Consider the following 24,954-nt stretch of genomic DNA (forward strand, 5'->3'; position numbering starts at 1 on the left):
GCTTGGTTTTAGGCGTGGCCGCTGTGCACTTTTTGGCGGCATGCATCAGGAGCGGAAGGCAGTCCATGCATCGAACCCAGCGGGCAATTCATCAACCGGCGCAGCCGACATTTTCCGAACTGTTCACGCCGAAGCTGGCGACGGTGCTGCGCGAAGGCTACACATCAGAGCACTTCAAGGCCGATGCCATCGCCGGACTGACCGTGGCCATCGTGGCGCTGCCGCTGTCGATGGCGATCGCGATCGCATCGGGCGTGTCTCCGGAGCGCGGGCTCTACACTTCCATCATTGGCGGTTTCCTCGTCTCGGCTCTGGGCGGCAGCCGTTTCCAGATCGGCGGGCCGGCGGGCGCCTTTATCGTGCTGATGGGGGCAACCGTGGCACGGGTCGGCGTCGACGGGTTGCTGCTGGCGACGATGATGGCCGGCGTTTTGCTGCTCGCCATCGGCTACCTCAGGCTTGGCACCTACATCAAATTCATTCCTTATCCGGTGACCGTCGGCTTCACCGCCGGCATCGCCATCATCATCTTCTCCGGCCAGATCGTCGAGCTGTTCGGGCTAAAACTCGCCGGCAAAGAACCTGGACCGCTGGTGCCGAAGCTGATGGCGATCGGCGAGGCGGCCGGCACGATCAATCTCGCCGCGACCTTCGTCGCTCTGCTGACCATCGTCGCCATTGCCCTGATGAAACGGTGGCGGCCGAAATGGCCCGCCATGCTGATCGCCATCGGTCTGGCGTCGCTTGTCGTGGCGCTGTTTTCTCTGCCTGCCGAAACGATCGGCACGCGCTTCGGCGGTATCCCGCGCAGCCTGCAAATGCCGGCCTTTCCGCCGATCAGCTTCGACAGGATGATCGACGTCCTGCCGGACGCCCTAGCCTTTGCGCTGCTCGGCGCGATCGAATCGCTGCTGTCGGCGGTGGTCGCCGACGGCATGACAGGAAGGCGGCACCGCTCCAACTGCGAACTCGTGGCGCAAGGCTTCGCCAACATCGCGTCCGCCCTGTTCGGCGGCATCTGCACCACCGGCACCATAGCCCGCACCGCGACCAATGTGCGGGCCGGCGCGCATGGACCGGTCTCGGGCATGATCCACTCGGCCCTCCTGCTTGCCCTGATGCTGGTGGCGGCGCCGCTGGCCGGCTACATCCCGCTTGCAGCCCTTGCCGGCGTGCTGGCGGTGGTGTGCTGGAACATGTTCGAGAAGCAGGCCTTTGCCACGCTGCTGCGTGCCTCGCGCGGCGACGCGCTGGTGCTGATGGCGACTTTCCTGATCGTCATCTTCCGTGATCTCACCGAAGGCATCGTCGTCGGCTTCGCGCTGGGCTCGATCCTGTTCATCGACCGCATGGCCAAGAGCATTGCGGTTGAGCCGGATCAGGGACTGGTGCAGGACGATGTCGCCGACAGAACCGGCGCCGCCAGCGCATACGATTCCAGCGAAGCCAGCGATGCCGACACCGTCGTCTACCGGATTTCCGGCGCCTTCTTCTTCGGCGCCGCCTCGACCGTCGCCACGGTGCTGGACCGCATCGCCGACCAGCGCAAGAACTTCATCCTCGACTGCTCGGCCGTGCCATTCTTCGATTCAACGGCGGCCAACGTCATCGAGAGCGCTGCCCACAAGGCGAGGCGCGCCGGCGTGCGCTTCATCATATCAGGCGCTTCGCCGCAGACACGCCGCATGCTGATCAACCACGGCGTCAAACGGCCGCTGGTGACATACGCCGCCTCGATCAGGGACGCGCGAGCGCAGTTGAAGAATGCCGCGCCGGGAGAAGTCTAACCCTCTCCTCATCGTCAGCGATGTCGGACGGACGCAAGCACCGCGTCAGGCAGCGGCGCCGGGCGCGCTGGCGTCTTCGTGCGGCGCGGCGGCCAGATCGGTGCGCGCCTTGCGCGCGAGTTTTTTTGTCGAGCGCCTGGGCCTGTCGCCGAACAGATCGGCTGCCGCCGCAAGACAGGTCTTTTTCAGGCTTTTCTCCGAGCGCTTCAACAGCTTGCTCAGCAGTCGCGTTTCCTGAGGAGAGCCGAGCGGCCGGTCGTGGGCCTCGAGAAGCGTGCGCAAGACGAACACATCATGCAGTTCGCCCAGCTTTTCGCCAAGTTCGTCGACCGCCTTGCGCCGTGCCTTGATCGGCGTCGGCCACAGCCTTCCAAGCAGCGACAGATGCATGCCGTGAGTCTTTGCCGCCTTGCGCAGATCGTGGAAATCGTCGGCATCACCGCGGGAGCCCGCCTTGTCCAGCGCCTTTCTGGCGCGACGCAGAGTGATGCGGGCGCCTTCGGCAAGCACGTCGGCGGCCTGTTCGGGCTGGTCGGGCAAGACCAGAGTATCGAGCCGGATGATGCCATCCTCGCAAGCGGCAGTCGCGGCAGCTATCGCGGCGCCTAGGCCAGCTCCACCATGCAATTGGTGCTGGCGCGCCGCCAGCGTGTCGCGAACGGCATCGAGACCGCCGCCGGCGCTTTGCTCGGGAAAGTCTTTCGCCAGCCGGTCGATGGTTTCAACCAGCGCGGTCGCCTCGCGCGGGCCGGCAAACAGGGTAGCCACCTCTCGGTAGCATTGGTTCTCGGTACTGCAAAATGTTTCGTCTCCGGGACGGACCAGGCGCAGCAAGGCACGCACCTTCTTCAGCCGCCTGCGGCATTTGTGCAGCGCCTGCTCCGGCCTGTCATGCGCCGCGTCCAGATGGACGAGCGCCTTGCCGACCTCCTCAGCGAGGATGCGCCTGACCTCGCCGGTCAACGGCAGGCGCGGATCGATGCGGTAGCTCATGCGGCGATCTCCGGAATTCCCTCGAGGGCGAGCGACGCGTTGTAGAACCTGTGCTCGCCGGTGACTTCGCGGCCGAGCCAATCTGGTAGCATTTCGCCCTGCACGTCCTGCGGCGTCTCAAGCTCGGCGACCACCAGGCCGCTGAGCATCCCGCCGAATACATCGACTTCATAGAGATGGCCGCGGTGCCTAACATGGTGGCGTGTCTTCTCGATGACACGACCGATGGCGAAGGCCAGCATCTCTTGCGCATCCGCCAGAGGGATCGGATATTCGAATTCGTCGCGTTCGCGGGCCTTGCTGCCGAATTTGAGCGTCAGCTTTGCCGAGGCGCCGTCGCTGATACGCACGCGGACCGAGCGGTCGGGCGCGGCAACGAGATAGAACTGGCGAATGCGGATGTCCGCTTCGACCAGATCCCGCCAGCCATCGCCGGAGACCAGGAACTTGCGCTCGATTTCCTTGACCATGGCTCCACACTAAAGCGCGTGCGGATGGAGATGGCAAGGTGGAGACCGACTGGTGGAGATCGGCAAGGCTTGACTTTAATCATTCGATTGATTAAACTGCGGATCATGAGCAAACCGACAAACGCCAAAATTCCGCGCCGCGAGGCATCCCCCGCCGAGATGACGCGCGCGGCACTTGTTCGCGCAGCGCTGAAGCTGTTCGGACGCCAGGGTTTTGACGGCACCTCGACGCGCGAGATCGCGGCTGAGGCCAGGGCCAATATCGGCTCGATCGCCTATCATTTCGGCGGCAAGGAAGGGCTTCGCACCGCTGCGGCCGACTATGTCGTCGACACCATCCAGACCATTGCCGGCCAGGCGATCGGCAATCTGCAGGGGCCAAGCGAATCAGAAACGGGCGAACCAGAAACGGGCGACCCCGAAGCGGCGCGGGCACAACTGTTCACCGCGCTGGAGCGGATGGTGGCTTTCATCGTGGCAAGTCCGGAGGCCGGCGAGATCGTGCAATTCGTGCTGCGTGAGCTGTCGCATCCGACGGCGGCACTCGACCGCATCTATGACGGCGTGTTCGAGCCGACGCATCGCCGGCTCTGCCTGATCTGGGAGCAGGCGACGGGCGAGCCGGCCGAAAGCGAGGCAACCCGACTCACCGTGTTCACGCTGATCGGCCAGGTCGTCTATTTCCGCATCGGCCGCGAGGCGGTGATGCGCCGCATGGGCTGGCGCGCGATCGGCGACGCCGAGGCCACCAAGATCGCGGCGGCAGTGACGGATAATCTCGGCGCGATTTTGGCTCGGCGTCATTTTAACCGACCGGAAGGATCGTAGATCATGAGTTTCCTCTGCTCTGTGCCGCTCGCCGCCCTGCTTTTCAGCACCTGCGCACCGGCGGCGCCGCTCGCCGTCGGCTATGTCGAGGGCGACTATGTGCTGCTCGCGCCGATCGAGGTGGCGCAGGTCGAGACGATTTCGGTCAAGCGCGGCGATCGCGTCGCGCCGGGCACGCCAGTGGTGACGCTGGAAAGCGCCGACGCAAAAATAGCCGTCGCGCAAGCCGAGGCGGCCCTTGCCCAGGCCCAGGCGCAACTTGCCGACCTGCAGGTCGGCAAGCGGCCGGAAGAGATTGAGGTGCTCAAGGCGCAGGTCGACATGGCCAAGGCGCAAGCCGCCGACGCCAAACGCAGATACACCCGCGCCAGCGATTTGTTCAAACGCGGCACCGGCACCCAGGCCGATTATGATACGGCTTCGGCGTCGCTGGAAACTGCCAACGCGCAGCTCGGCCAGGCGGAAGCCAATCTCGCTGTCGGAGGCCTGCCGGCGCGGCCCGAGACGATCAAGGCCGCCGACAATCAGGTCAGGCAGGCGCAATCGGCGCTGGAGCAGGCGCGCTGGCGGCTGTCGAAGCGTGTGCTGGCGGCGCCTTCGCCCGGCCGCATCAACGATGTGATCCGCTATCCCGGCGACACCGCCGGGCCGACCGCGCCGGTCATTTCGATTCTGCCGGACGGCGCGGTGAAGCTCAGCGTCTATGTGCCGGAAAGCGCGTTCTCGTCGGTGGAAGTCGGCACGCTGCTCAACGTCCATTGCGACGGCTGCGGGCCGGACGTGAAGGCTCGCGTCAGCTACGTGTCGCCGGACCCGGAATTCACGCCGCCGGTGATCTACTCGCTCGAGACCCGGCAGAAGCTGGTCTATCTGGTCGAGGCGCGGCCGGAGGGCGATGCCGGCGCGCTGCAACCGGGGCAGATCGTTGATGTCGAACTGGCGGATATCGGCAAATGAACGTCATCGACGTCCACGGCCTGGTCAAGCGTTTTGGTGACAAGACCGTCGTCGACCATGTGACGATGACGGTGGGCGAGGGCGAGATCGTCGGCTTCCTCGGCCCCAACGGCTCTGGCAAGACGACGACCATCCGCATCATGTGCGGCCTGCTGACGCCGGATGAGGGCGAAGGCACGGTGCTCGGCTTCGACATCCGCACCGACAGTCTGAGGATCAAGCGCGAAGTCGGCTATATGACCCAGAAATTCTCGTTCTACGAGGATTTGACCATCGCCGAAAACCTGGAATTCGTAGCGCGGCTCTATGGGTTGAAGCCGCTCAACGAGCATGTCGCCAGGACGCTGGAGGATCTTGGCCTCACCTCGCGCAAGGACCAGTTGGCCGGCACGCTGTCCGGTGGCTGGAAGCAGCGGCTGGCGCTGGCCGCCTGCATCATGCACAAGCCCAGATTGCTGCTGCTCGACGAGCCGACGGCGGGCGTCGATCCGAAGGCGCGGCGTGAATTCTGGGACGAGATCCATCGGCTGGCCAGCGGCGGGCTGACCGTGCTGGTCTCCACCCACTATATGGACGAGGCCGAGCGCTGCCATCGCATCGGCTACATCTCCTACGGCAGGATGCTGGCCACCGGCACGGTCGACGAGGTGGTCAGGAATGCCGGGCTGACGACCTTCGTTGTGCAGGGTCCGCGCCTCGACCAGGTTGCTGCCGCACTCAGCGGCCGGTCCGGTGTCGACCAGGTGGCGCCGTTTGGTGCGACGCTGCATGTCGTCGGTTCCGACAAGACGGCGCTTCAGGCAGCCCTCGCCGATGTCGAGAAAGACCACAAGGGCGTCACGGTGACGCCGGGCGAGACCAGCCTGGAGGATGTGTTCATCCAGTTCATGTCCGGCTCGAAGGACAATATGGGATGAAAAACGGGATAAACAGCGTCTTTTCCTTCGCCAGGCTCGGCGCGCTGCTGATCAAGGAGTTCATCCAGATGCGGCGCGACCGCATCACCTTCGCCATGATGCTGGGCGTGCCGCTGATGCAGCTGGTGCTGTTTGGCTATGCCATCAACAACGATCCAAAGAGCCTGCCGGCAGCCCTAGTGGCGATGAGCAGCGATCCCTATACGCGAGCCATGGTTTCGGCGCTGCAGACCACCGGCTACTACCGCTTCGACCATGTCGCGCAAAATGCCGCCGAGGCCGAATTCCTGATGGCGCGTGGCGACGTCGCTTTCGTCGTCACCATTCCCGCCGACTTTGCCCGGCGAGTCGAGCGCGGCGACCAGCCGCAAATCCTGATCGAGGCTGATGCGACCGACCCGGCAGTCGCCAGCGGGGCCATTTCGACGCTCGGCACCGTTGCCAACCAGGCGCTGCTCAGGGCGCGCGGCATGCAGGCGACGGCCGCCGAAGCTGCCCGAGGCCAGCTCGAAGTCGTTGTGCACCGACGCTACAATCCGGAAGGCATCTCGCAATACAACATCGTGCCCGGTCTGCTCGGCGTCATCCTGCAGATGACGATGGTGATGATGACCTCGATCGCACTGACGCGCGAGACCGAGCGCGGCACGATGGAAAACCTTCTGGCGATGCCGTCCAGCCCGCTCGAAATCATGCTCGGCAAGGTGCTGCCCTATCTGGTGGTCGGCGCCGTGCAAGTGGCGGTGGTGCTGGCGGCGGCCAAGCTGCTGTTTGGGGTTCCCTTCTCCGGGTCGTTGTCGCTGCTGCTTGCGGCGGTTCTGGTCTTCGTGCTGGCGCTGGTGCTGCTCGGCTACACCATCTCGACGATGGCGCGCACGCAGATGCAGGCACTGCAACTCACCTTCTTCTTCTTCCTGCCGTCGATCCTGTTGTCGGGCTTCATGTTCCCCTATCGCGGCATGCCTGGCTGGGCGCAGATCTTCGGCGAGATCCTGCCGCTGACGCATTTCCTGCGCATCATCCGCGCGGTGATGCTGAAGGGCGCCGACCTGCCGGCGGTGGCAACCGAAATCGGCTGGCTGGTCGTGTTCGTGGCGCTGTTTGCCGGCGTGGCGCTGGTGCGGTTCCGCCGGACGCTGGATTAGGAATTAGGATCCAACTCAAGCAGCTTACGCAAATGGCCGAGGTGTCACCTTGGATGCATGATCATTCGGGTCGAGATTCTATGCCGGTCTGGCCTGATCCGGGACCGGCGGCAACTCAGGCGCATCCAGCCCTTGGAAAGGATCGCGCCAGGCGTCGATCTCTTCAAGCTGGCGATACCAGCGACTGACCGAAGGATAATCGTCGAGCGGCAATCTGGCGACATCGTTGAAAGGCAGAAACGTCGCCATTCGAAAGTCGGCATAGGAGACCGAGTTTTCGACCAGCCAGTCTCGCTTGGAAAGCGCGGCCTCAAGTGTTGCAGCGGCCGTGCGAAAGTCTCTCAGCCCCTCCTCAACCCGGTGCTGATCGATCGGGCCAATCCCATAGCGCTGCTTGGTGCCGCGCTCGAAATGCACGACGTCGCAAGCTCTTGCGAAGTTCTCTTTACCCCAACTGAGCCATCGGATCATCTCGGGTTCGTCGTCGCCGGTGCGCCAGAGATCCGAATGCGCGTCGCGTGAAAGCCGGCAGGCTATGGCGTCAGCCTCCCAGAGGCTGTTTCCCGAGCCTACGAGTATCGGCAATGAAAGATTGGGATTCAGCTGGCGATATCGCTCAGCCTGCCCGGGAGCGAAGGGCGATGCGAACTCAAAGTCGAGCTTTGCGTCGAGATAACGTGCCACGGCGACCGCGAGGCGAGGATTGGGATTGCGGCTGAAGAGCAGTTTCATTTCGTGTCAGCCTTTTTTGAATGGTGCCGGTTCGGTCGCCACCTAAGCCGCGGCCATGATCTCCGCATAGGTGCCGAAATCGACATTGCCGCCGGACAGCACCACGGCGACGCATTTGCCTGATAGCTCGATCACGCCCGATGACAGCGCGGCCAGCCCGACGCAGCCGCCGGGCTCGACCACCAGCTTGAGATGGGCCATGGCGTCGCGCATCGCCTGTGCCGCCGCTCTGTCGGACACGGCAATGCCGCCGGCGAGATTCCTGCGGTTGATCTCGAAGGTGATCGCGCCCGGCTCGGCGGTGAGGAGCGCGTCGCAGATCGAAGTGTGACCGGGTTCGATCGAAACCCGAGCACCTCTGGCCAATGAACGACAGGTGTCGTCGAAATGCTCGGGTTCCACCGCCCAGACGGCGGTGCCCGGCGAGGCGTCCTTGACCGCGATGGAGATGCCGCTGCTCAAGCCGCCGCCGCCGCAAGGGATGACGACCGCGTCGAGGCTCACCCCGAGCGCTTTCGCCTGCGCCATCAGTTCGAGGCCGATCGTTCCCTGGCCGGCGATGATGGCCGGGTCGTCGAATGGCGGCACCAGGACCATGCCCCGTTCCATGTAGCGGCGAACCACCGCCATGCGATCGTCGCGAAACCGGTCGAACGGAACCACTTCGGCGCCCATTTTCCTGACATTGCCGACCTTCATTGCCGGCGCATCGGTGGGCATGGCGATAACCGCCCTGACGCCGAACATCGCCGCCGACGCGGCGACGCCTTGCGCGTGGTTGCCCGACGAGAAGGCGACGACGCCGCGGCTGCGCTGCTCATCGCTGAGCGACGACAGTTTGTTGTAGGCGCCGCGGAACTTGAACGAGCCGGTACGCTGCAGCGTCTCCGGCTTGAACAGGATCCTGGCGCCGAAACGCTTGTTCAGTTCCGGCGATTCGATCAGCGGCGTTTCGACGATCAGGCCGGACAATCGCGTTGCTGCGCGGTGGATATCGGCGATGCCGGGAAGGGTGGTCATGGTGAGGTCCTGCGAAATGAGACCGCCCCATGGTGCACGGAAAACCAGACCGCGCACCACTGGAAAAATGTGACCGAGACAATTCGTGGATTGCGAGCAGAGAGTGGCGCTCTTCGCCGACCGCTCCTCACCCCAAAAGCGTCCGTTGCCGTTTGGCGCCGCCCATCTTGCGCCAGTTGTTGAAGCGATGGGTGGCGGCTGCGAAGGATATCTTCATCTGCTGGGCAACCGAATAGCGCGACTTGCCCTCGTCGAACAGGCGGTAGCAGCATTCGACGCCCTCCTCGGTCAGCTTGCCGTCGGGGGCCTTGTTGTGCGGATTGGCCGGGTCGAATTTCTCGACCTGCTGCTCGACCAAGCCTTTCAGGCGCTGCAGATCGGCCTCGATGCTGGCGATCAGGTCGAGAACGGGTTTCGGGTCAAATGCATGGGTGGGCTGTTTTGCCGGCATCCGGATTCCTTTCTCCTGGCTTAAGCCCAGCTATATAGGTAAACATTCGCCAATAGTGAAGAGCTAGCGGAGGATTCCCGTAGCCATATATTTGAACCTCCGCCTACGAGCGCGATTGACCAACGGTGCGCCAAACCCTAGTTTAGAACTATTCTAAACTAGGGCGGATTTCTCATGCTTTCCCGTGTTTTCGGTTTTGGTCGCCGTCCCTTCGAGTCGCTCTCGGAGCAGGAGATCCTGGCGCTCGCCATCTCTTCCGAAGAGGATGACGGGCGTATCTACCGCGCCTATGCCGACGGGCTGGCGGATAGGTTTCCGCATTCGGCCAAAGTGTTCGAGGAAATGGCGGAGGAGGAGGATGGCCATCGCGACTCACTGATCGAGCTTCACCGCGAGCGTTTTGGCGAGCGCATTCCGCTGATCCGGCGCGAGCACGTAAAGGGCTATTACGAGCGCAAGCCCGACTGGCTGGTCCGGCCGCTCGGCATCGAACATGTGCGCCAACAGGCCGAGTCTATGGAGCGTCAGGCCTACCTGTTCTATGTCGAAGCGGCGAAACGCACCAGCGACGCCTCGACGCGAAAGCTGCTCGACAATCTGGCGGTGGCCGAACAGGGCCACGAAACGCTGGCGCAGCGGCTGGAGCAAAAGCATGTGCCGGGCGCGGTGAAGGCCGAGGAAGCAGCAGCCGAGCAGCGCCAGTTCATCCTGACCTATGTGCAGCCGGGACTGGCCGGGCTGATGGACGGATCGGTGTCGACGCTGGCGCCGATCTTCGCCGCCGCGTTCGCCACGCACGACACGTTCCAGACCTTCCTGGTCGGGCTTGCCGCCTCGATCGGCGCCGGCATCTCGATGGGCTTCACCGAGGTCGCCTCCGACGACGGCAAGCTGTCGGGCCGCGGCTCGCCGGTGAAACGCGGCATCACCACAGGCGTGATGACGGCGCTGGGTGGCCTCGGTCACGCCTTGCCCTACCTCATTCCGTATTTCTGGACCGCGACAATTCTCGCGGTCGTGGTGGTGTTCTTCGAACTGTGGGCGATCGCCTTTGTGCAGAACCGTTATATGCAGACGCCGTTCTGGCGCGCCACCTTCCAGGTGGTGCTGGGCGGCGCGCTGGTGTTTGCGGCTGGAGTGCTGATCGGGAATGCCTAGCAGCCCTCTTGCCTTCTCCCCTTGTGGGGGCCGAAGGGCGGGCGAGGCCCGTGACTCGCCCCGGGCGGTGGATCGGCGCGCAGCGCCGAGACGGAAGAGGGGTGTTGGACGGAGTGCTGTCGGTGCCAAGCTGGAACACCCCTCATCCGTCGCCTTCGGCGACACCTTCTCCCACAACAAGGGGAGAAGGAAGAGCCGCCCCACTCACCCGTTCGCCGCCCGGCTGTCCTCAGGCGCCTCGGCCCGTTCGGTCAGGCCATAGTCGCGCACGACGTGGGCGATGCGCAGACGATAGTCGGCAAAGATGCCGCCGCGGCCGGCCTTCTGCGCCTGCCTATGTTCCTCCGTGTTGCGCCAGGCTTTCACCGCTTCCTCGTCACGCCAGAACGACAGCGACAGCATGCGGCTCGGGTCGACAAGGCTCTGGAAGCGCTCGATCGACAGGAAGCCGTCGATGCCTTCGAGCAACGGACGCAGATCGGCGGCGAGGCCGAGATAGGCGTCACGCTTGCCCGCTGCCGGCTCGACCTCGAAGATGACGGCGATCACAGTTTCACCAGAGAGGCGTGCGGCCCGGATGCGAGTTTCAGAAAAGTCCGATCCTCTTTCAGGATGAATTTTTCACGCCGAGCGAACTCGTAATTGGCCTTGCCGGCCGGGTCGGCGGCGAGCCTGATGCGGTAGGCCTCGTAAGCCGCCAAGCTGTCGATGTTGTAGGCGGCATAGGCTGTCGTGGCCGAGCCCTCATGCGGCGCGAAATAGCCGATCAGATCGGCGCCACAGCGCGGGATCGCCTGGCCCCAGTTGCGGGCATACTCCTCGAACGCCGCCTTGCCGAACGGATCGATCTCGTAGCGGATGAAGCAGGTGATGGTCATCTTTTGTCTCCTTACTGAATCTGGTTTGTTGCGGCGACAGTTCGAGCGGGGTCGAAATATTCCGTGGATCGATGTGCTAGGCAAATTTCTCCGGTGGTCATGCTTGCCAAAAGGATTTCGCGCATTCGCGGCGAACGTCTTGTGGCGTCAGGCCGAGGTCGCGCAAAAGGTGCTCGTCAATCTCGGCGAGGTCGAGGCGTTGCAGATGGCGGTCATACCACCGCGCCAGCAGCCGCAGATGCGCCCGGCGCAAGATCATGAACGGAGACGGCCGACGGCCAAAGCGGTTGGCAAGCACGGTGTGGGGAACGGTCCTTGCGGTCATCGTCGTCTCCTTGATATCGGCGCAGGATAGTGGTTATCTGACGTCAATGCTTCGATGAAGGACGAACCATGCGTGAAGGACCAGATATAGCCCGCATCGCCAGCCTAGTCGGCGATCCGGCACGGGCAAACATGCTGACCGCGCTGATGGGTGGCACGGCGCTGACAGCGAGCGAACTGGCGCTCGAGGCCGGCGTGTCGCTGCCGACCGCCAGCTCGCATCTGTCGAAACTGATGGAGGGCGGGCTGCTGACGCTGGCAAGCCAGGGGCGGCACCGCTACTACGGGCTGGCCGGGCCGCAGGTGGCTGGCATGATCGAGGCGATCACCGGCGTGGCCGCCGCGGTCGGACCGCAGCGGGTGCGGCCGGGTCCGCGTGATGCGGCGATGCGCGTGGCGCGGGTCTGCTACGACCACCTCGCCGGCGAGCAGGCCGTGGCGATGCTCGACCGTCTTGTCGCTCGACAAGTGCTGCTGCGCGACGACAAGGAGATCCGGCTCGGGCCGTCGGCCGCCTCGCATTTCGCCGCGATCGGCATCGATGTCGAGAGCAAGGCGCGACGACCGGTGTGCCGGGCTTGCCTCGACTGGAGCGTGCGGCGCTCGCATCTGGCCGGCACGCTGGGCGCTGCCATCCTCGACAAGATCCTTCTGGAAAAATGGGCGCGGCGCGACAAAGACAGCCGCGCGGTGATCTTTTCGCCGATGGGCAAGCAGTCCTTCGAGAGGGTGTTTCTCGCTTGATTGTCAGCCGCGCTTGAGCGGCTTGCCCTGCTTGAAAAAATCCACCCAGGGATCGGCTTTCGCCAACTGTTTCAGCGTCGTCTTGTCGCCGATCGGAAATGCGTTCGGCGCTAACCCGGCCCCGACCTCGGCCCAAATCGCCGGCATCGATACCGTGGCGCCCTTCTTGGCGCGCGACGAATAGGGCGCCACCGTGGTCGAGCCGCGGCCGTTGCGCAGATAGTCGACGAAGATCTTGCCGGTGCGCGCCTTCTTCGACAGCGTCGCCGTATACCGATCAGGGGCGGCCTGCTCGAGGGCGCAGGCGAAATCATGGGCGAAGTCCTTCGCCTCGTCCCAGTCCGCCGATGGTTTCAGCGGCACGACGACATGGTAGCCCTTGCCGCCCGAGGTCTTGACGAAATTCGGCAATGACAGCGCATCGAGCCGGCCGTGAATTTCGAGCGCCGCCGCGCGCACCGCTTTCACGTCGACTTCCTCGTCGGGATCGAGATCGAAGATGATCTGGTCCGGCTTGTCCAGTTCGTCGATGGTGCAGCCCCAGATATGGATCTCGACCACGCCGAGTTGGACCAAGGCAGCGACACCGTCGAAATCACGGATGAACAATATCTCCTCGCCGTCGGTCGGATCCTTCATCCTGGCGATTTTTTCGTGCATGCCCGCGGAGGCATGCTTCTGAAAAAAGCGTTGGCCGTCGACGCCGTCCGGCGCGCGCACCAGGCTGAGCGGCCGATTGACGACGAATTGGTGCATGCGTGGCCAGACCAAAGCGTAATGATCGAACAGGCCCTGCTTCGATATCTTCTCCTGCGGCCACAGAAGCTTGTCCGGATGAGAAAGTTTTATGACGGTGTCTGCCGCCTCCGTGGATTTGACAGCGGCGGATGTCTCGCCCTTGCCGCTGGCAGGCTTTGCCTTGCTGTCGGCCCTGCCAGCGGGTGCTTTCGGCTTTTCCTGCACGACTTCCTCCGCCGGTTTGTCCTCGCGAAATCCCTGGAACGAGCGTGGCCCATTGTACGGTCGACGTCCAGCTACGGAAAGTGAGGCAAAGCCGGTTGTCCGGCGTTGCCTCGATCGAGAGTCTACTCGGCGGCCTGAAGGTTGACCTTGGCTTCCGCAATCTCGGTGAGCTTGCGGTCGGTCGCCTGTTCTTCCTTGATGTTGTTGGCCAGGACATTGGCGCAGTCGGTGCGGCCAAGCTGCTTGGCCCAGGCGATCAACGTGCCGTAACGGGTTATCTCGTAGTGCTCGACCGCCTGCGCGGATGCGATCAGGGCGGCGTCGAGAACGTCCTTGTCGTCGATGTCGCCGCTGACTTCATCGGCTTCCTCGAGAATGCCGTCGATGGCCGGACAGTTGACCGTCTTGGCCTTCACGCCATGCAGTTCGAACACCTTCTCGACGCGCTCGATATGACCTTTGGTCTGGCCAAGATGCTTTTCAAGGCCGGCTTTCAGCTGCGGGTCGGTCGCCTTGTCGATCATCTTCGGCAGCGACTTCTCGATCTGTTTCTCGGCGTAATAGATGTCGCGCAGCGTGTGGACGAAGAGGTCGTCCAGCGTCTTGATGTCTTTCGAAAAAAAACCCATGGCTTTGCCTTTCCATTGTTCTTGCTGTGTTGGGGTTCCGGCGGCGGTTCCGCTCGAAGCCGCTGGACCGGGGTTGGTCCCGGCTCTCAGCGTCAACGTGCTTCTATCGGACGGGTTCCTGGCTTTCCCGAGTAATCAGGGAAATTTGCGCAAGCACGGAAATTTCGCGGCACCTGCCAAAGTTGAAACACAAGCGCGTCGGAGCGACATCCAAACGAAACATATGTGATGCAAAAGTCACACTAGCCGGAATGCCGACGAACTGCATGGAAAGACCCCGAATCAGCCGCATTCCAGCCACGAACCAAGGCCTTTTTGACCAAAGATTAACATCGTGTTCACCGAGTATTCACGCCTCGACGCTATGATCCCACGCAATTCGGAAGGGACATCCGAAATCGGGACAGGGACAGGGAAAATGAACTTCTTGACGCACCTCATCGGCTACGCTGCTGCCATCCGCGAATTCGTCGCGCCGACCTACCGGCCGGAGCGCTATTACATGCGCGGCCCAGGCCCCGCTTGCGCACGCCGCGGCCACACGCTCGGCATCAGCGCGCACTGATGACGACCATGGAAAGCCGTCACGAAAGCCGGATATGCAGGCCGGCCGCCGATCATCGTGCGACCACCTATCGCACGGAACGTCCCGGGCTCGGCGACAGGCGGTGTGCGACAACGCCAAGGGTCTGAGTTTCCAGAATTTTGAGATTCTGGGGCTTATATCTCGCCGCCGGCAAGCTAAGTGCCGTTTGACACCAGGCAGCCGGGACTCGCGTGACCGCCCAGTAGCTGCAAAATCCCTTCCGCCAAGTTGCCTCCGAAAAGCTAGAGCGGGATTGCGGTCGTCTCCTTGGCGGTTCGAATCACAAACATGGTGTAATACCGCGCCACATTCGTCCGATCTCGGAACAGCCGCTCGCACAAAGTGTCAAACTCGTCCATATCCATCAGCCGCAGCATAAGGACAGCGTCGGTCGAGCCGCTCACGCTGTAGGCCTGGATCACCCCTGGTTCCATGGCGGCAAGCTCGAGGAAGCGGCGCATATGCTGCTCGCCGTGGCGTTCCAGCTCGACCGTGACGATAGCCTTCATCCCCCTGCCGGCCTTGGCCGGATCAAGAAGCGCGACAACGCGGTCGATGACACCGACTGACTTTAGCCGCCGTATGCGGCGCAAGCAGGTGGAGGGTGAAAGCCCGACCTCCGCCGCCAGGTCGGCATTGGTTCGCGAAGCGTCTTCTTGCAAAAGCTTGAGAAGCTTCCTGTCGATCCGGTCCATTCCGGTCCTCCGTCCTCGTCTACCGGTCTGCAATTTTATTGCACAAGTCCGCAAATTTTGACCACAAATGCGAACCGTCTCACGGTAGTCATTTGGCGTCAATCACGGAGACAATCGCCATGGCAGTGCAGACCGCCCTCTATCGAAAGACGCTGGAAACGCTTGAAATCTATTGGGAATTGGTTCGGATTATCGTTCCGGTCACGATAGCCACACAGATCCTGCAGGATCTTGGTGTCATCCGGGCGATCTCTCCGTTCTTCGCGCCTCTCATGACGCTGGTTGGACTGCCGTCCGAGCTCGCTCTTGCCTGGCTAACGGGATTGCTGGTGGGAATTTGGGGCGCGGTGGTGACCGTGTTCACTCTGGCCCCGGTTTCGACGTTGAGCACTGCCGACATGACCGTTCTTTCAACCCTTTTGCTATTTGCGCATGCCATTCCGATTGAACAACGCATCATTCAGAAGGTTGGGCCAAGCTTCGTGGTCACTGCAGCACTTCGCATTGGCGGCGGACTGATCCTTGCCATGCTCCTGCACCAGATATTCGCAGCAACCGGATTGCTATCCGAGCCGCTGAAGCCGGCGTGGATACCAATGGACGAGGGCGCTGACTGGAGCAGTTTTTTTCCAGGCATGCTCAAAACCCTGGCAACCATGCTCGTCATTCTCCTCGCACTAAGCTGGCTGATCGAGCTCCTCAAGATGTCGGGCATCCTGGGTTGGCTGAACAAGGGGCTTGCGCCACTCTTTCGCCTTGCCGGCATCCAGTCACAAGCGGTGCCGTTCACCGCGGTCGGTCTGCTTCTTGGAATTTCCTATGGCGCGGGACTGCTCATCCGCGAGGCGCGCACGACCAGCGTAGAGCCGCGCCAGATCTTCCTCGCTTGCGTGTTCATGGGCTTTGCCCACAGTCTCATAGAGGACACACTGGTTGTCATCGCTCTGGGTGCAGACTTCACCAGTGTGTTTTTCGTTCGCCTGATCTTTGCCGTGCTCGCAACCGCGTTGATCGCCCGGGCTATCAGTTCGGCTTCCGACGTTCTGTTTTTCAAAGCATTGTTCCGCAAGGAAGAAAGTCGGCTCGCTCAGTCGGAATCCGGTTTTGGCGGCTAACGATGGAGCGTCTTTGGTCCGCTTATGTGGCTGTGCCCGGCACTCGACATCCGACAACGCCCTGGAGGACGAGGTCCCGCACCCGCTTGCGGACCGTCGCTACCGCGGCTGGTACTAACCTTCGCACAGCTCCAGCACCGTCGTGTCGCCTGCCGCCTTGCCCAGTTCGCGGCAGCCCTGAACCGTGCACAGCGTCCAGCCTTCACCGGTCGCGCCGGAGGCCGCGAGCACAAGGCGCCGCTGCGGCGCCATCTTGGGTTTATAGACCCACCAACCGTCCCGCAGCACCGAGCCTTCCGGCGGTTCCATGCCGGCGCCCGAGCCCTTGATCCGTGCCTCGGCGATCTCCAAGCCGGAAGGCGTCACCTTCCAGTCCTCCTGCCAATGCGTCTTTTCCACCGAATGCGTCCAGGCGAGCGTGAAGGCGGCGACAGTGAGCGTCACCGTCTTGCCGGCTGCGAGGATACAGAGGCTCATGCGGTGCCGGTGGCCTGCCGCGCCCGCCAGCAGTGCCAGCCGATCCAGGCGACAGAAAGCGCCCAGCCGGCTTCGTCGGTGACAGGCAGCGCGGCAACCAGCAGCACGCCGGCGGCGAAGGCGACGAGACGTTCCCACCAGGCCATGCGCCGGGCCAGGAACCCGACGGCGGCTGCGCCCCACAGGGCAATGCCCATGCAGGCCTTGGCGACGATATAGGCGACCTCGACGGGATAACCGAACTGGGCGGCGATCGGACCGGGGTCCTGCAGCATCAGCGCCGGGGTATAAACCGCCATGAACGGCACGACGAAGCCGGCGACGGCAAGCTTGGTGGCCTGGATGCCGATCTTGAGGCCGCTTTCCTTGGCCATCGGCGCGGCGGCGAAGGCGGCCAGCGCCACCGGCGGAGTGAGGTCGGCCATAATGCCGAAATAGAAGACGAACATGTGGCTGACCACCAGCGGCACGCCGAGTGACAGCAGTGCCGGCCCGGCCAGCGACGAGGTGATGATGTAGTTGGGGATCGTCGGTATGCCCATGCCGAGCACCAGGCAGGTGAGCATGGTCAGCACCAGCGACAGGAACAGATTGTTCTCGCCGATGGAGATTATCCAGCCGATGAAGGTGGAGGCGATGCCGGTGAGCGTCAAGGTGCCGATGACGACGCCGACGATGGCGCAGGCGATGCCGACCGGCAGCGCGTTCTTTGCTCCCTCGGCTAGCGAATCTATGCATATCTGCAGCGTCTCGCGTCCGCCCCTGAAGGTGATGCAGGCGATGACGAGCCCGGCGATGACAAAACTGAGGATGTTGACGCCGAACCTCATGAAGGAGGCGGCGGCAAGCCCCAGCGCCAGCCAAAAGACAATGCGGAAGGCAAGCGGCCCGATCAAAGCCGCCAGCGGCGTGCCGAGGATGAGCACGATGGTCAGCGCCAGCCCCATGGTGCCGGCGAAGATCGGCGTATAGCCGGCAAACAGCAGATAGATGAGCGCGGCCAGCGGCAGCACCAGCGGCCAATGTCTTCTCACCGCGTGCCACGGATTGGGCAGGTCCGCCTTGGCCATGCCCTGCAGGCCGGCCTTGCCGGCTTCCAGGTAGACCTGCCAGAAGCAGGCACCGAAATAGAGCAGCGCCGGGATGATCGCTGCCTTGACCACCTCGGCATAGGGGATGTTCAGCGTCTCGGCCATGATGAAGGCGACCGCGCCCATCACCGGCGGCATGATCTGGCCGCCCATCGACGAGGTCGCCTCGACCGCGCCGGCGAAAGCCGAACGGAAGCCGAAGCGCTTCATCAGCGGAATGGTGAACTGGCCGCTGGCCACCACATTGGCGACGCCGGAGCCGGAAATGGTGCCCATCAGCGCCGACGACAGGACGCAGACCTGGGCCGGGCCGCCGCGCCATGTGCCGACCAGGCCAAGCGCGAAATCGTTGAACAGTGCGATCATGCCGGCGCGTTCGAGAAAGGCGGCGAAGACGACGAAGATGAAGATATAGGCGGCCGAGACGTAGACCGGCGTGCCGTAGATGCCTTCGGTGCCAAAGGCGAAGGTGTCGATAAGCTGGGCGAAATCATAGCCGCGATGGATGAAAGGCGGCGGCAGATGATTGCCGAAGAAAGCGTAGGCGAGAAAGATCAAGGCGATCAGGGCAAGCGGCAGCCCCATCAGCCGCCGCGCAGCCTCGAAGACCAGCACGACCAGCACCGTGCCGACGATCAGGTCCGGCGTGGTGAGGAAGCCGGAGCGCCGGATGAGATCGGCATAGAACACCCAATGGTAGACGCCGGTGCCAAAGCCGAACAGGCCGAGCGTCCAGAATGCTGCTTTTGCCGGTGTGCTTGTGGCGCGCAGGTTGGCGATCAGGCCGAAGCCGAGCAGCAGCAAGAAGCCGACATGCATGGCGCGCACCACCTGGCTCGGCAGGCTGCCATAGGCGGCGATGTAGATCTGGAAGATGGAGAAGGCGATGGCGATGAGAAAGGCGGCCTTGCCGGCGATGCCGGCGCCGAAACCCGGCGGCAGCCCTTCGAGCGGGGCTTCGGCGGTGGGGGAGAGAACGGTCGGCGTTTCGGGATGGGCGTTGGTCATTGGCGGGTTCCTGGCGGGGCGCAATCCCTCCCCCTTGAGGGGAGGGTGGACAGCCGCCGAAGGCGGATGGACGGGTGGGGTCGTTGCGGCAGTGCGCGGCCTGAACCGACCCCACCCGCCTCGCTTCGCTCGGCACCCTCCCCTCAAGGGGGAGGGAAGCACCCCTATTTCACCAATCCCTTTTCCTTGTAATACCGCTCGGCACCGGGATGCAGCGGCACCGGCATGCCGTCGAGCGCCTTGGCCATGTCGATCGCCTTGGCGGCGGCGTGGGCAGCAGTGAGCTGGTCGAGATTTTCGAACAGCAGCTTGGTCATCTGATAGCCGGTCTCATCGGAGACGTCGGCGTGGGTGATGAGGAAATTGCCGACGGCGGCGGTCGCGACGTCCTCGGTCTGGCCTTCATAGGTGCCCTTGGGAATGGTCACCGAAAGATAGGGCGAGCCGATCTTGGCGACGTCCTGCGCCGGTACGGCGACGACGTTGATCGGCACCGAAGTGGCGAGGTCGCGGATCGAGGCGACGCCGAGGCCGGCCGATTGCAGCGTGGCGTCGAGCTGGCGGTTCTTGATCAGCTCGACCGATTCGGCGAAGGGCAGATACTCGACCCGTCCGAGATCCTCGTATTTCAGCCCGGCGGCGGCGAAGATGGCGCGGGCGTTGAGCTCGGTGCCGGAGGCCGGCGCGCCGACCGACAGGCTCTTGCCCTTGAGGTCGGCAAGCGTCTTGATGCCGGACTCCTTGCTGGCAACGATCTGGATATAGTTGGGATAGATGGCGGCGACACCGCGCAGCTTGTCGAGCTTGCCCGGGAAGCCGGCTTCGGTGTTGCCCTCGGCCGCCAGTTTGACGGCATCGCCGAGCGCGAAGGCGATCTCGCCCTTGCCCTGCTGCAACAGGTTGAGGTTCTCGACCGAGGCCTTCGTCGCCTGCACCTGGGTGCGGGCGCCCTCAATGCCCTTGCCGTAGATTTCCGACAGTGCGACGCCGAGCGGATAATAGACGCCCGAGGTGCCGCCGGTCAGCACGTTGATGAATTCCTGCGCCATGGCCGACACCGCGCCAAGACCCAGCGACAGCGCCAGCGCGCCGGCAGCAATAAATTTCGTCCTGAAATTGTGCATGTGATCTCCTCCCTGAAATATCTGCCACCGCGCGACCCGAGGCGAGTTTAGACAGCGGGCGGGAAATGCCAACCCGCAATAATATCCATTAGAACGGCTGAGTGATGCCGCAACGCATGGCCGCTTGCGCGATGTGCGATCGGAGCCGAAAGATTTTCGCAGAGCCTGTCGAAATCGCGCGAGGCCGCGCGACATACGTTCGGCTCGCAACGATGCGGCCTTCGAAAATGGAGAAGACCATGCGATACATGCTTTTGATCTACGTGAACGAAGCCGCGATGGCGGCCGCGCCGACGGAGAAGACCTACGAGATCAGCGCAGCCTATGGCGCCTATACCGAGGCGTTGAAGAAGTCCGGCTCCTGGTTGGCCGGTGACCGGCTGAAGCCGACCCAAGCCGCGACCTCGGTGCGGATGGCCAACGGCAAGACCAACGTGCTCGACGGTCCCTATGCCGATACCAAGGAGCAGCTCGCCGGTTTCTACATGATCGAGGCGGAGGACGCCGACGCGGCTATTGCCTGGGCGGCGCGATGCCCAGCTGCCAGCACCGGCACAGTCGAGGTGCGGCCGATCTGGGAACAAACCATGTAATGACGAACGACCTTGAGGTCGCCCGGGCGGCGGCGGAAGCGGCCGCCCGGCAAAGCTACGGCAAGCTCATCGCCTTCCTCGCCGCCCGCACGCGCGACGTGGCCGGCGCCGAGGACGCGCTGGCCGACGCCTTTGCGGCGGCGCTGGAGCGCTGGCCGCAAACCGGCGTGCCACAGAAGCCGGAAGCCTGGCTGCTGGCGGTGGCGTGCAGACGCCGCGTCGACGCGATCCGGCGGCGGCTGACCAGCGAGGCGAGCCGCGACCATCTGAGGCTGATCGCCGAGGAGATGGAGACCCGCATGGTCGATGAAGACCTGCCCGATGAGCGGCTGCGGCTGATGTTTGCCTGTGCCCATCCGGCGATCGAGGCTGGCGTGCGCGCGCCGTTGATCCTGCAGGCCATTCTGGGCTTGGACGCAGCGACGATCGCCTCGGCCTTCCTGATGTCGCCGGCAACGATGGGCCAGCGCCTGGTGCGCGCCAAAAGCCGCATCCGCGAGACCGGCATTCCCTTCCGCGTGCCGGAGCGGGCGGAGCTTGGCGAGCGGCTGGATGCGGTGCTGGAAGCGATCTACGCTGGGTTCGCCGAAGGCTGGTCCGACCCGGCCGGCACCGAAACCCGGCGCCGCAATCTCGCGACCGAAGGCATCTGGCTCGGCCGGCTGGTGGCGTCGCTGATGCCGGACGAGCCGGAAGCGCTCGGCCTGCTGGCGCTGATGCTGTTTGCCGAGGCACGCCGTGCGGCGCGGCGCAACGCCGCCGGGGACTATGTGCCACTGGCCGAGCAGGAGCTTGCGTTGTGGGACGGAGCCTTGATCGACGAAGCTGAGACACTACTCAGGCGCGCCGCGACCAAGGGCGTCGTCGGCCGCTACCAGCTCGAGGCGGCCGTGCAATCCGCCCATACGACCAGGCGGCTGACCGGGCGGACCGACTGGGTCGCGATCAGACATCTCTACGACGCGCTGTCGGTGATTGCCGCCTCGCCGGTGGTCTCGATCAACCGCGCGGTGGCCATTGCCGAGGCCGACGGCGCCGCGGCGGGATTGAGTACACTTGATGAGCTTGGCGGCGACAAACGGCTGCATGATTATCAGCCTTATTGGGCCGCCCGCGCGGGCCTTCTGGCCAGGCTCGGCAAAACTTGGGAGGCTACCGAGGCCTATAACAGGGCGATCGGCCTCGAACGCGACCCGGCCGTGCGCCGGTTCCTGCAGGCACGACGGGCTGGGCTCGCAGCCGAAGAATGAGGTCCGGGAAACGCCGGCTCAGACATGATCCGATGTTTGGGATCTAACGCCGAGCGCTGGCGCCGCCCCTCATTGCCCTGGTCGCGGTGTCAGCACTTGTTTCTGCAACGCTGGCGATTGGCGAACCCGTCAATGAGAGCGCCCCCTCGCCCCGTTTACAGGGAGAGGACGCCGGCAGGCAGGTGAGGGGCGGCCCCGGTTTCGACAATTAGCGGGCGCTACGGAAGCGCAGGAAACCGCAACCGCAGGCCGGCACAAATATGCCCTAAGCCCCCAGCCCTTCGAATAGGATCGTCGACAGATAGCGTTCGGCGAAGGACGGAATAACGACCACCAGGTTCTTGCCCTCGTTCTCCGGCCGCGAGCCGACGACGATCGCCGCCTGTAGGGCAGCGCCCGACGAGATGCCGACCGGCACGCCTTCGAGGCGGGCGACGAGCCGCGCATTGGCGACCGAATCCTCGTTGGAGACCTTGACGATCTCGTCATAGATGGTCGTGTCGAGGATCTTCGGCGCGAAGCCGGCGCCGATGCCCTGGATCTTGTGCGGGCCGGGCTGGCCGCCCGACAGCACCGGCGAGGCTTCCGGCTCGACGGCGACGACATGCACAGAGGGCTTGCGCTGCTTCAGCACCTGGCCGACGCCGGTGATGGTGCCGCCGGTGCCGATGCCGGCGACGAAGATGTCGACTTCGCCACGAGTGTCGTTCCAGATTTCCTCGGCCGTGGTGCGGCGGTGAATTTCCGGATTGGCGGGATTTTCGAACTGCTGCGGAATGATGGCGTCGGGCAGCGTCGCGGCCAGTTCGTCGGCCTTGGCGATGGCGCCTTTCATGCCTTTCGGCCCTTCGGTCAGCACCAGTTCGGCGCCGAGCAGCGCCAGCATCTTGCGGCGTTCGACCGACATGGTTTCCGGCATGGTCAGGATCAGCTTGTAGCCCTTGGCTGCGGCGGCGAAGGCGAGCGCGATGCCGGTGTTGCCCGAGGTCGGCTCGATCAGCGTGGTCCTGCCGGGCGCAATCCTGCCCGATGCCTCCAGCGCCTCGATCATCGAGACGCCGATGCGATCCTTGACCGAGCCGATCGGGTTGAAGAATTCGAGCTTGGCCAGCAGATTGGCGACGACGCCCTTTTCCCCGGCGAACTTGTCGAGCCGCACCAGCGGCGTGTCGCCGATCGTCTCGGTGATCGAATTGTAGATGCGGCCGCGGCCGGGCACAGGCACGGTGGTGGCGGGCTTGTTCATTGGTTTCGCTCCCAAGAGGTCAGATCGGCAAGGGTCAGGCAATTAAGTGAGTCAGGCAACTAAGTCTCGACCAGGCAGGATAAAGCCTTCGGCCACGCAAGCTAGTCTGCCGTTTGAAAATATCCGACGGGTCGCATGCTGAATACATCCTCGCCCGCAGGTGACGCGCCAGATGCAACCGCCGCCGTCCTCCGGGCACCGCAACACTTGCAGGTCGGCCCCAGATCGCGTCGCCGGAGACGACGAAACCGGTCATGAGATCCCTCATGTTCGCCGGTCGGCTAGCCGTCCTTGCACCTTTCGGGCTCAGTTCCCGGCAGCGTAGAAATCGTCGTCGAGGCGCTTTTCCAGCGCGACGAGATCGGCCGGCAGCGGCAGGCCCATGGCGCGCATCTCCCCCAGCTTTTCGCGCAACTGCTCCTGCACTTCATGCTGATCCTCGGGCTGGTTGATCATCTGCTCGAGCAACAGGCTGATCTGAGCCTTGAATGATTCCAGCGCCATTTTTTTCTCCTTGAGGTCCTAAAGCGTGTCGCGTTGGAAGGGATCCCTGCGACACGCTTCGGTTTTTTGGGCGACATGCATTATCGCAGCATGCGGGAAATAAGCTGCGCGGTATAGTCGACCATCGGCACGATGCGTGCATAGTTCAGCCGGGTCGGGCCGATGACGCCGAGCGCGCCGATGACGCGGGCGTCCTTGTCGCGATAGGGCGCCACGACCAGCGACGACCCCGACAGCGAAAACAGCTTGTTCTCCGAGCCGATGAAGATGCGCACGCCGGAGCCTTCCTCCGCGAGGTCGAGAAGCTGGATCAGCCCGTCCTGCGTCTCCAGATCCTCGAACAAATGCCGCAGCAGCTCGATGTCGGCCTGGGCGGTGACATTTTCCAGCAGATTGGCGCGACCGCGCACGATGAGACGCGCCGGCAAGCCGCTCTCGGCGCCTGCCCAGACAGCAAGGCCCTTCTCGACCAAATCCTGCGACAGCGTGTCGAGGGCGGCCCTGGTTTCTTCCTTGATGCGGGCGATCTCGACCCGCGCCTCGGCCAGCGTGCGACCGCGGATATGGGCGTTGAGGAAATTCGAGGCTTCGTGCAGTTGCGAGACGGTGATGCCGGCGGGCAGGTCGACGACGCGGTTTTCGACGTCGCCGTTCTGCGACACAAGCACGGCCAGCGCCTTGTTCGGCTCGAGCTGGATGAATTCGATATGCTTGAGCGCCACCTCGTTCTTGGCGGCAAGCACGAGGCCGGCGCCGCGCGACATGCCGGACAGCATCTGGCTCGCCTCGGTGAGCATGTGCTCCAGCGTCGCACCAGAGCCGGAGGCGCGTACCTGCGCCTCGATGGTGCGGCGCTCCTCGTCGGAGAGATCACCAAGCTCCATGAAGGCATCGACGAAGAAGCGCAGGCCGGCCTGGGTCGGCAATCGGCCGGCTGAGATATGCGGCGCGTAGATCAGGCCGAGATGCTCGAGATCGCTCATCACATTGCGGATGGTGGCCGGCGACAGCGAAGACGGCAGGATACGCGACAGGCTGCGCGAGCCGACCGGCTCGCCGTCCTTCAGATAGGAATCGACAATGCGCCGAAAGATGTCGCGCGAGCGCATGTCGAGCGATTGAAGGGCGGGCGATTGAAGCGCGGGCGATTGGAGCGCTGCCGCCGAGTGGGAACCGGGATCGACTGCCTTGGTCATTCGAGCCAAATACCTCCGGCCCAAGGATATAGACATCGGCCGCGCCCGCGCAACTGGTCCATTTTCCTTTGCG

Annotated in this window: 27 protein-coding genes and 1 pseudogene; 11 read left to right on the top strand and 17 right to left on the bottom strand. The window is 63.7% G+C overall.

Annotated elements, in window-relative coordinates; all coding sequences use genetic code 11:
- Positions 1–65: 65 nt before the first annotated feature.
- Complete coding sequence (locus AC0L18_RS18260) at positions 66–1,787, top strand: SulP family inorganic anion transporter (RefSeq protein ID WP_473493621.1); 1,722 nt, start codon at positions 66–68, stop codon at positions 1,785–1,787.
- 45 nt (positions 1,788–1,832) lie between these two features.
- On the opposite strand, the gene AC0L18_RS18265 is transcribed toward AC0L18_RS18260, so the two are convergent.
- Together AC0L18_RS18265 and AC0L18_RS18270 are read right to left on the bottom strand one after the other, a co-directional pair.
- Positions 1,833–2,780: a CHAD domain-containing protein gene (locus AC0L18_RS18265; protein ID WP_473493622.1), complete on the bottom strand. Its 948-nt coding sequence runs from the start codon at positions 2,778–2,780 to the stop codon at positions 1,833–1,835.
- A complete protein-coding gene (locus AC0L18_RS18270; protein ID WP_473493623.1) occupies positions 2,777–3,250 on the bottom strand; it encodes a CYTH domain-containing protein in 474 nt (157 codons plus the stop codon). The genes AC0L18_RS18265 and AC0L18_RS18270 overlap by 4 nt, the downstream gene beginning before the upstream one ends.
- A 105-nt stretch (positions 3,251–3,355) precedes the next feature.
- On the opposite strand from AC0L18_RS18270, the gene AC0L18_RS18275 reads away from it, so the two are divergent.
- From AC0L18_RS18275 to AC0L18_RS18290, 4 genes are read left to right on the top strand one after another with little or no spacing between them, the layout of a single operon-like run.
- Complete coding sequence (locus AC0L18_RS18275; RefSeq protein WP_473493624.1) at positions 3,356–4,078, top strand: CerR family C-terminal domain-containing protein; 723 nt, start codon at positions 3,356–3,358, stop codon at positions 4,076–4,078.
- Between the two features lie 3 nt (positions 4,079–4,081).
- Positions 4,082–5,035: an HlyD family secretion protein gene (locus AC0L18_RS18280; RefSeq protein WP_023801406.1), complete on the top strand. Its 954-nt coding sequence runs from the start codon at positions 4,082–4,084 to the stop codon at positions 5,033–5,035.
- Positions 5,032–5,952 carry an ABC transporter ATP-binding protein gene (locus AC0L18_RS18285; protein WP_473493625.1) on the top strand — a complete coding sequence of 307 codons (921 nt, stop codon included), beginning with the start codon at positions 5,032–5,034 and terminating at the stop codon, positions 5,950–5,952. The genes AC0L18_RS18280 and AC0L18_RS18285 overlap by 4 nt, the downstream gene beginning before the upstream one ends.
- A gap of 8 nt (positions 5,953–5,960) precedes the next feature.
- Complete coding sequence (locus AC0L18_RS18290; RefSeq protein WP_473493683.1) at positions 5,961–7,097, top strand: ABC transporter permease; 1,137 nt, start codon at positions 5,961–5,963, stop codon at positions 7,095–7,097.
- Positions 7,098–7,175: 78 nt separating this feature from the next.
- Here AC0L18_RS18290 and AC0L18_RS18295 read toward each other — a convergent pair whose 3' ends face one another.
- From AC0L18_RS18295 to AC0L18_RS18305, 3 genes are all read right to left on the bottom strand, one after another.
- On the bottom strand, positions 7,176–7,829 hold the full coding sequence (locus AC0L18_RS18295) for a glutathione S-transferase family protein (RefSeq protein ID WP_473493626.1): 654 nt from the start codon (positions 7,827–7,829) through the stop codon (positions 7,176–7,178).
- Between the two features lie 42 nt (positions 7,830–7,871).
- The gene (locus AC0L18_RS18300; protein ID WP_473493627.1) at positions 7,872–8,849 is read right to left on the bottom strand and encodes a threonine ammonia-lyase; all 978 of its coding nucleotides are present in this window, start codon (positions 8,847–8,849) and stop codon (positions 7,872–7,874) included.
- Between the two features lie 127 nt (positions 8,850–8,976).
- Entirely contained in the window at positions 8,977–9,300 is a 324-nt protein-coding gene (locus tag AC0L18_RS18305; RefSeq protein WP_473493628.1) for a hypothetical protein, read from the bottom strand.
- 174 nt (positions 9,301–9,474) lie between these two features.
- On the opposite strand from AC0L18_RS18305, the gene mbfA reads away from it, so the two are divergent.
- The gene (gene mbfA / locus AC0L18_RS18310) at positions 9,475–10,458 is read left to right on the top strand and encodes an iron exporter MbfA (RefSeq protein WP_027154734.1); all 984 of its coding nucleotides are present in this window, start codon (positions 9,475–9,477) and stop codon (positions 10,456–10,458) included.
- 204 nt (positions 10,459–10,662) lie between these two features.
- Here mbfA and AC0L18_RS18315 read toward each other — a convergent pair whose 3' ends face one another.
- From AC0L18_RS18315 to AC0L18_RS18325, 3 genes are all read right to left on the bottom strand, one after another.
- Positions 10,663–11,007 carry an antibiotic biosynthesis monooxygenase family protein gene (locus tag AC0L18_RS18315; RefSeq protein WP_473493629.1) on the bottom strand — a complete coding sequence of 115 codons (345 nt, stop codon included), beginning with the start codon at positions 11,005–11,007 and terminating at the stop codon, positions 10,663–10,665.
- A complete protein-coding gene (locus tag AC0L18_RS18320) occupies positions 11,004–11,336 on the bottom strand; it encodes an NIPSNAP family protein (RefSeq protein WP_027154736.1) in 333 nt (110 codons plus the stop codon). The genes AC0L18_RS18315 and AC0L18_RS18320 overlap by 4 nt, the downstream gene beginning before the upstream one ends.
- Positions 11,337–11,433: 97 nt before the next feature.
- On the bottom strand, positions 11,434–11,661 hold the full coding sequence (locus AC0L18_RS18325; protein WP_091591975.1) for a DUF1127 domain-containing protein: 228 nt from the start codon (positions 11,659–11,661) through the stop codon (positions 11,434–11,436).
- A gap of 68 nt (positions 11,662–11,729) precedes the next feature.
- Here AC0L18_RS18325 and AC0L18_RS18330 point away from each other — a divergent pair, with 68 nt between their 5' ends.
- Positions 11,730–12,404, top strand: coding sequence for an ArsR/SmtB family transcription factor (locus AC0L18_RS18330; RefSeq protein WP_091591977.1), 675 nt, complete (start codon positions 11,730–11,732; stop codon positions 12,402–12,404).
- 3 nt (positions 12,405–12,407) lie between these two features.
- On the opposite strand, the pseudogene ligD reads toward AC0L18_RS18330, so the two are convergent.
- Together ligD and AC0L18_RS18340 are read right to left on the bottom strand one after the other, a co-directional pair.
- A pseudogene (ligD, locus tag AC0L18_RS18335) lies at positions 12,408–13,446 on the bottom strand (DNA ligase D); the annotation flags it as partial.
- A 43-nt stretch (positions 13,447–13,489) separates the two neighbouring features.
- Positions 13,490–13,996, bottom strand: coding sequence for a YciE/YciF ferroxidase family protein (locus AC0L18_RS18340; protein ID WP_027154740.1), 507 nt, complete (start codon positions 13,994–13,996; stop codon positions 13,490–13,492).
- Between the two features lie 418 nt (positions 13,997–14,414).
- Here AC0L18_RS18340 and AC0L18_RS18345 point away from each other — a divergent pair, with 418 nt between their 5' ends.
- On the top strand, positions 14,415–14,561 hold the full coding sequence (locus AC0L18_RS18345) for a hypothetical protein (RefSeq protein ID WP_023801394.1): 147 nt from the start codon (positions 14,415–14,417) through the stop codon (positions 14,559–14,561).
- Between the two features lie 263 nt (positions 14,562–14,824).
- Here AC0L18_RS18345 and AC0L18_RS18350 read toward each other — a convergent pair whose 3' ends face one another.
- Positions 14,825–15,277: an Lrp/AsnC family transcriptional regulator gene (locus AC0L18_RS18350; RefSeq protein ID WP_473493630.1), complete on the bottom strand. Its 453-nt coding sequence runs from the start codon at positions 15,275–15,277 to the stop codon at positions 14,825–14,827.
- 119 nt (positions 15,278–15,396) lie between these two features.
- On the opposite strand from AC0L18_RS18350, the gene AC0L18_RS18355 reads away from it, so the two are divergent.
- Positions 15,397–16,392: a nucleoside recognition domain-containing protein gene (locus tag AC0L18_RS18355; RefSeq protein ID WP_473493631.1), complete on the top strand. Its 996-nt coding sequence runs from the start codon at positions 15,397–15,399 to the stop codon at positions 16,390–16,392.
- A gap of 114 nt (positions 16,393–16,506) precedes the next feature.
- Here AC0L18_RS18355 and AC0L18_RS18360 read toward each other — a convergent pair whose 3' ends face one another.
- The 3 genes from AC0L18_RS18360 to AC0L18_RS18370 all read right to left on the bottom strand — a co-directional run bounded on the left by AC0L18_RS18360 (position 16,507) and on the right by AC0L18_RS18370 (position 20,092).
- Positions 16,507–16,869 carry a DUF1850 domain-containing protein gene (locus AC0L18_RS18360; RefSeq protein WP_031255764.1) on the bottom strand — a complete coding sequence of 121 codons (363 nt, stop codon included), beginning with the start codon at positions 16,867–16,869 and terminating at the stop codon, positions 16,507–16,509.
- On the bottom strand, positions 16,866–18,968 hold the full coding sequence (locus AC0L18_RS18365) for a TRAP transporter permease (RefSeq protein ID WP_473493632.1): 2,103 nt from the start codon (positions 18,966–18,968) through the stop codon (positions 16,866–16,868). Before AC0L18_RS18365 ends, AC0L18_RS18360 begins: the two co-directional genes overlap by 4 nt.
- 164 nt (positions 18,969–19,132) lie before the next feature.
- Positions 19,133–20,092: a TAXI family TRAP transporter solute-binding subunit gene (locus AC0L18_RS18370; RefSeq protein ID WP_128169299.1), complete on the bottom strand. Its 960-nt coding sequence runs from the start codon at positions 20,090–20,092 to the stop codon at positions 19,133–19,135.
- 239 nt (positions 20,093–20,331) lie between these two features.
- Between AC0L18_RS18370 and AC0L18_RS18375 the strand changes: the two genes are divergently transcribed.
- Both AC0L18_RS18375 and AC0L18_RS18380 read left to right on the top strand, forming a co-directional pair.
- The gene (locus AC0L18_RS18375) at positions 20,332–20,685 is read left to right on the top strand and encodes a YciI family protein (protein ID WP_027155901.1); all 354 of its coding nucleotides are present in this window, start codon (positions 20,332–20,334) and stop codon (positions 20,683–20,685) included.
- Positions 20,685–21,935 carry an RNA polymerase sigma factor gene (locus tag AC0L18_RS18380; protein WP_473493633.1) on the top strand — a complete coding sequence of 417 codons (1,251 nt, stop codon included), beginning with the start codon at positions 20,685–20,687 and terminating at the stop codon, positions 21,933–21,935. Before AC0L18_RS18375 ends, AC0L18_RS18380 begins: the two co-directional genes overlap by 1 nt.
- A gap of 265 nt (positions 21,936–22,200) precedes the next feature.
- On the opposite strand, the gene cysK is transcribed toward AC0L18_RS18380, so the two are convergent.
- The 3 genes from cysK to hrcA all read right to left on the bottom strand — a co-directional run bounded on the left by cysK (position 22,201) and on the right by hrcA (position 24,881).
- Positions 22,201–23,181: a cysteine synthase A gene (gene cysK, locus AC0L18_RS18385; protein ID WP_091591986.1), complete on the bottom strand. Its 981-nt coding sequence runs from the start codon at positions 23,179–23,181 to the stop codon at positions 22,201–22,203.
- 306 nt (positions 23,182–23,487) lie between these two features.
- Positions 23,488–23,685, bottom strand: a complete 198-nt coding sequence (locus AC0L18_RS18390) for a hypothetical protein (protein ID WP_023803672.1) — start codon at positions 23,683–23,685, stop codon at positions 23,488–23,490.
- A gap of 80 nt (positions 23,686–23,765) precedes the next feature.
- Entirely contained in the window at positions 23,766–24,881 is a 1,116-nt protein-coding gene (gene hrcA / locus AC0L18_RS18395) for a heat-inducible transcriptional repressor HrcA (RefSeq protein WP_473493634.1), read from the bottom strand.
- Positions 24,882–24,954: the final 73 nt, after the last annotated feature.

The sequence above is a fragment of the Mesorhizobium sp. WSM4819 genome (genome assembly GCF_055811215.1).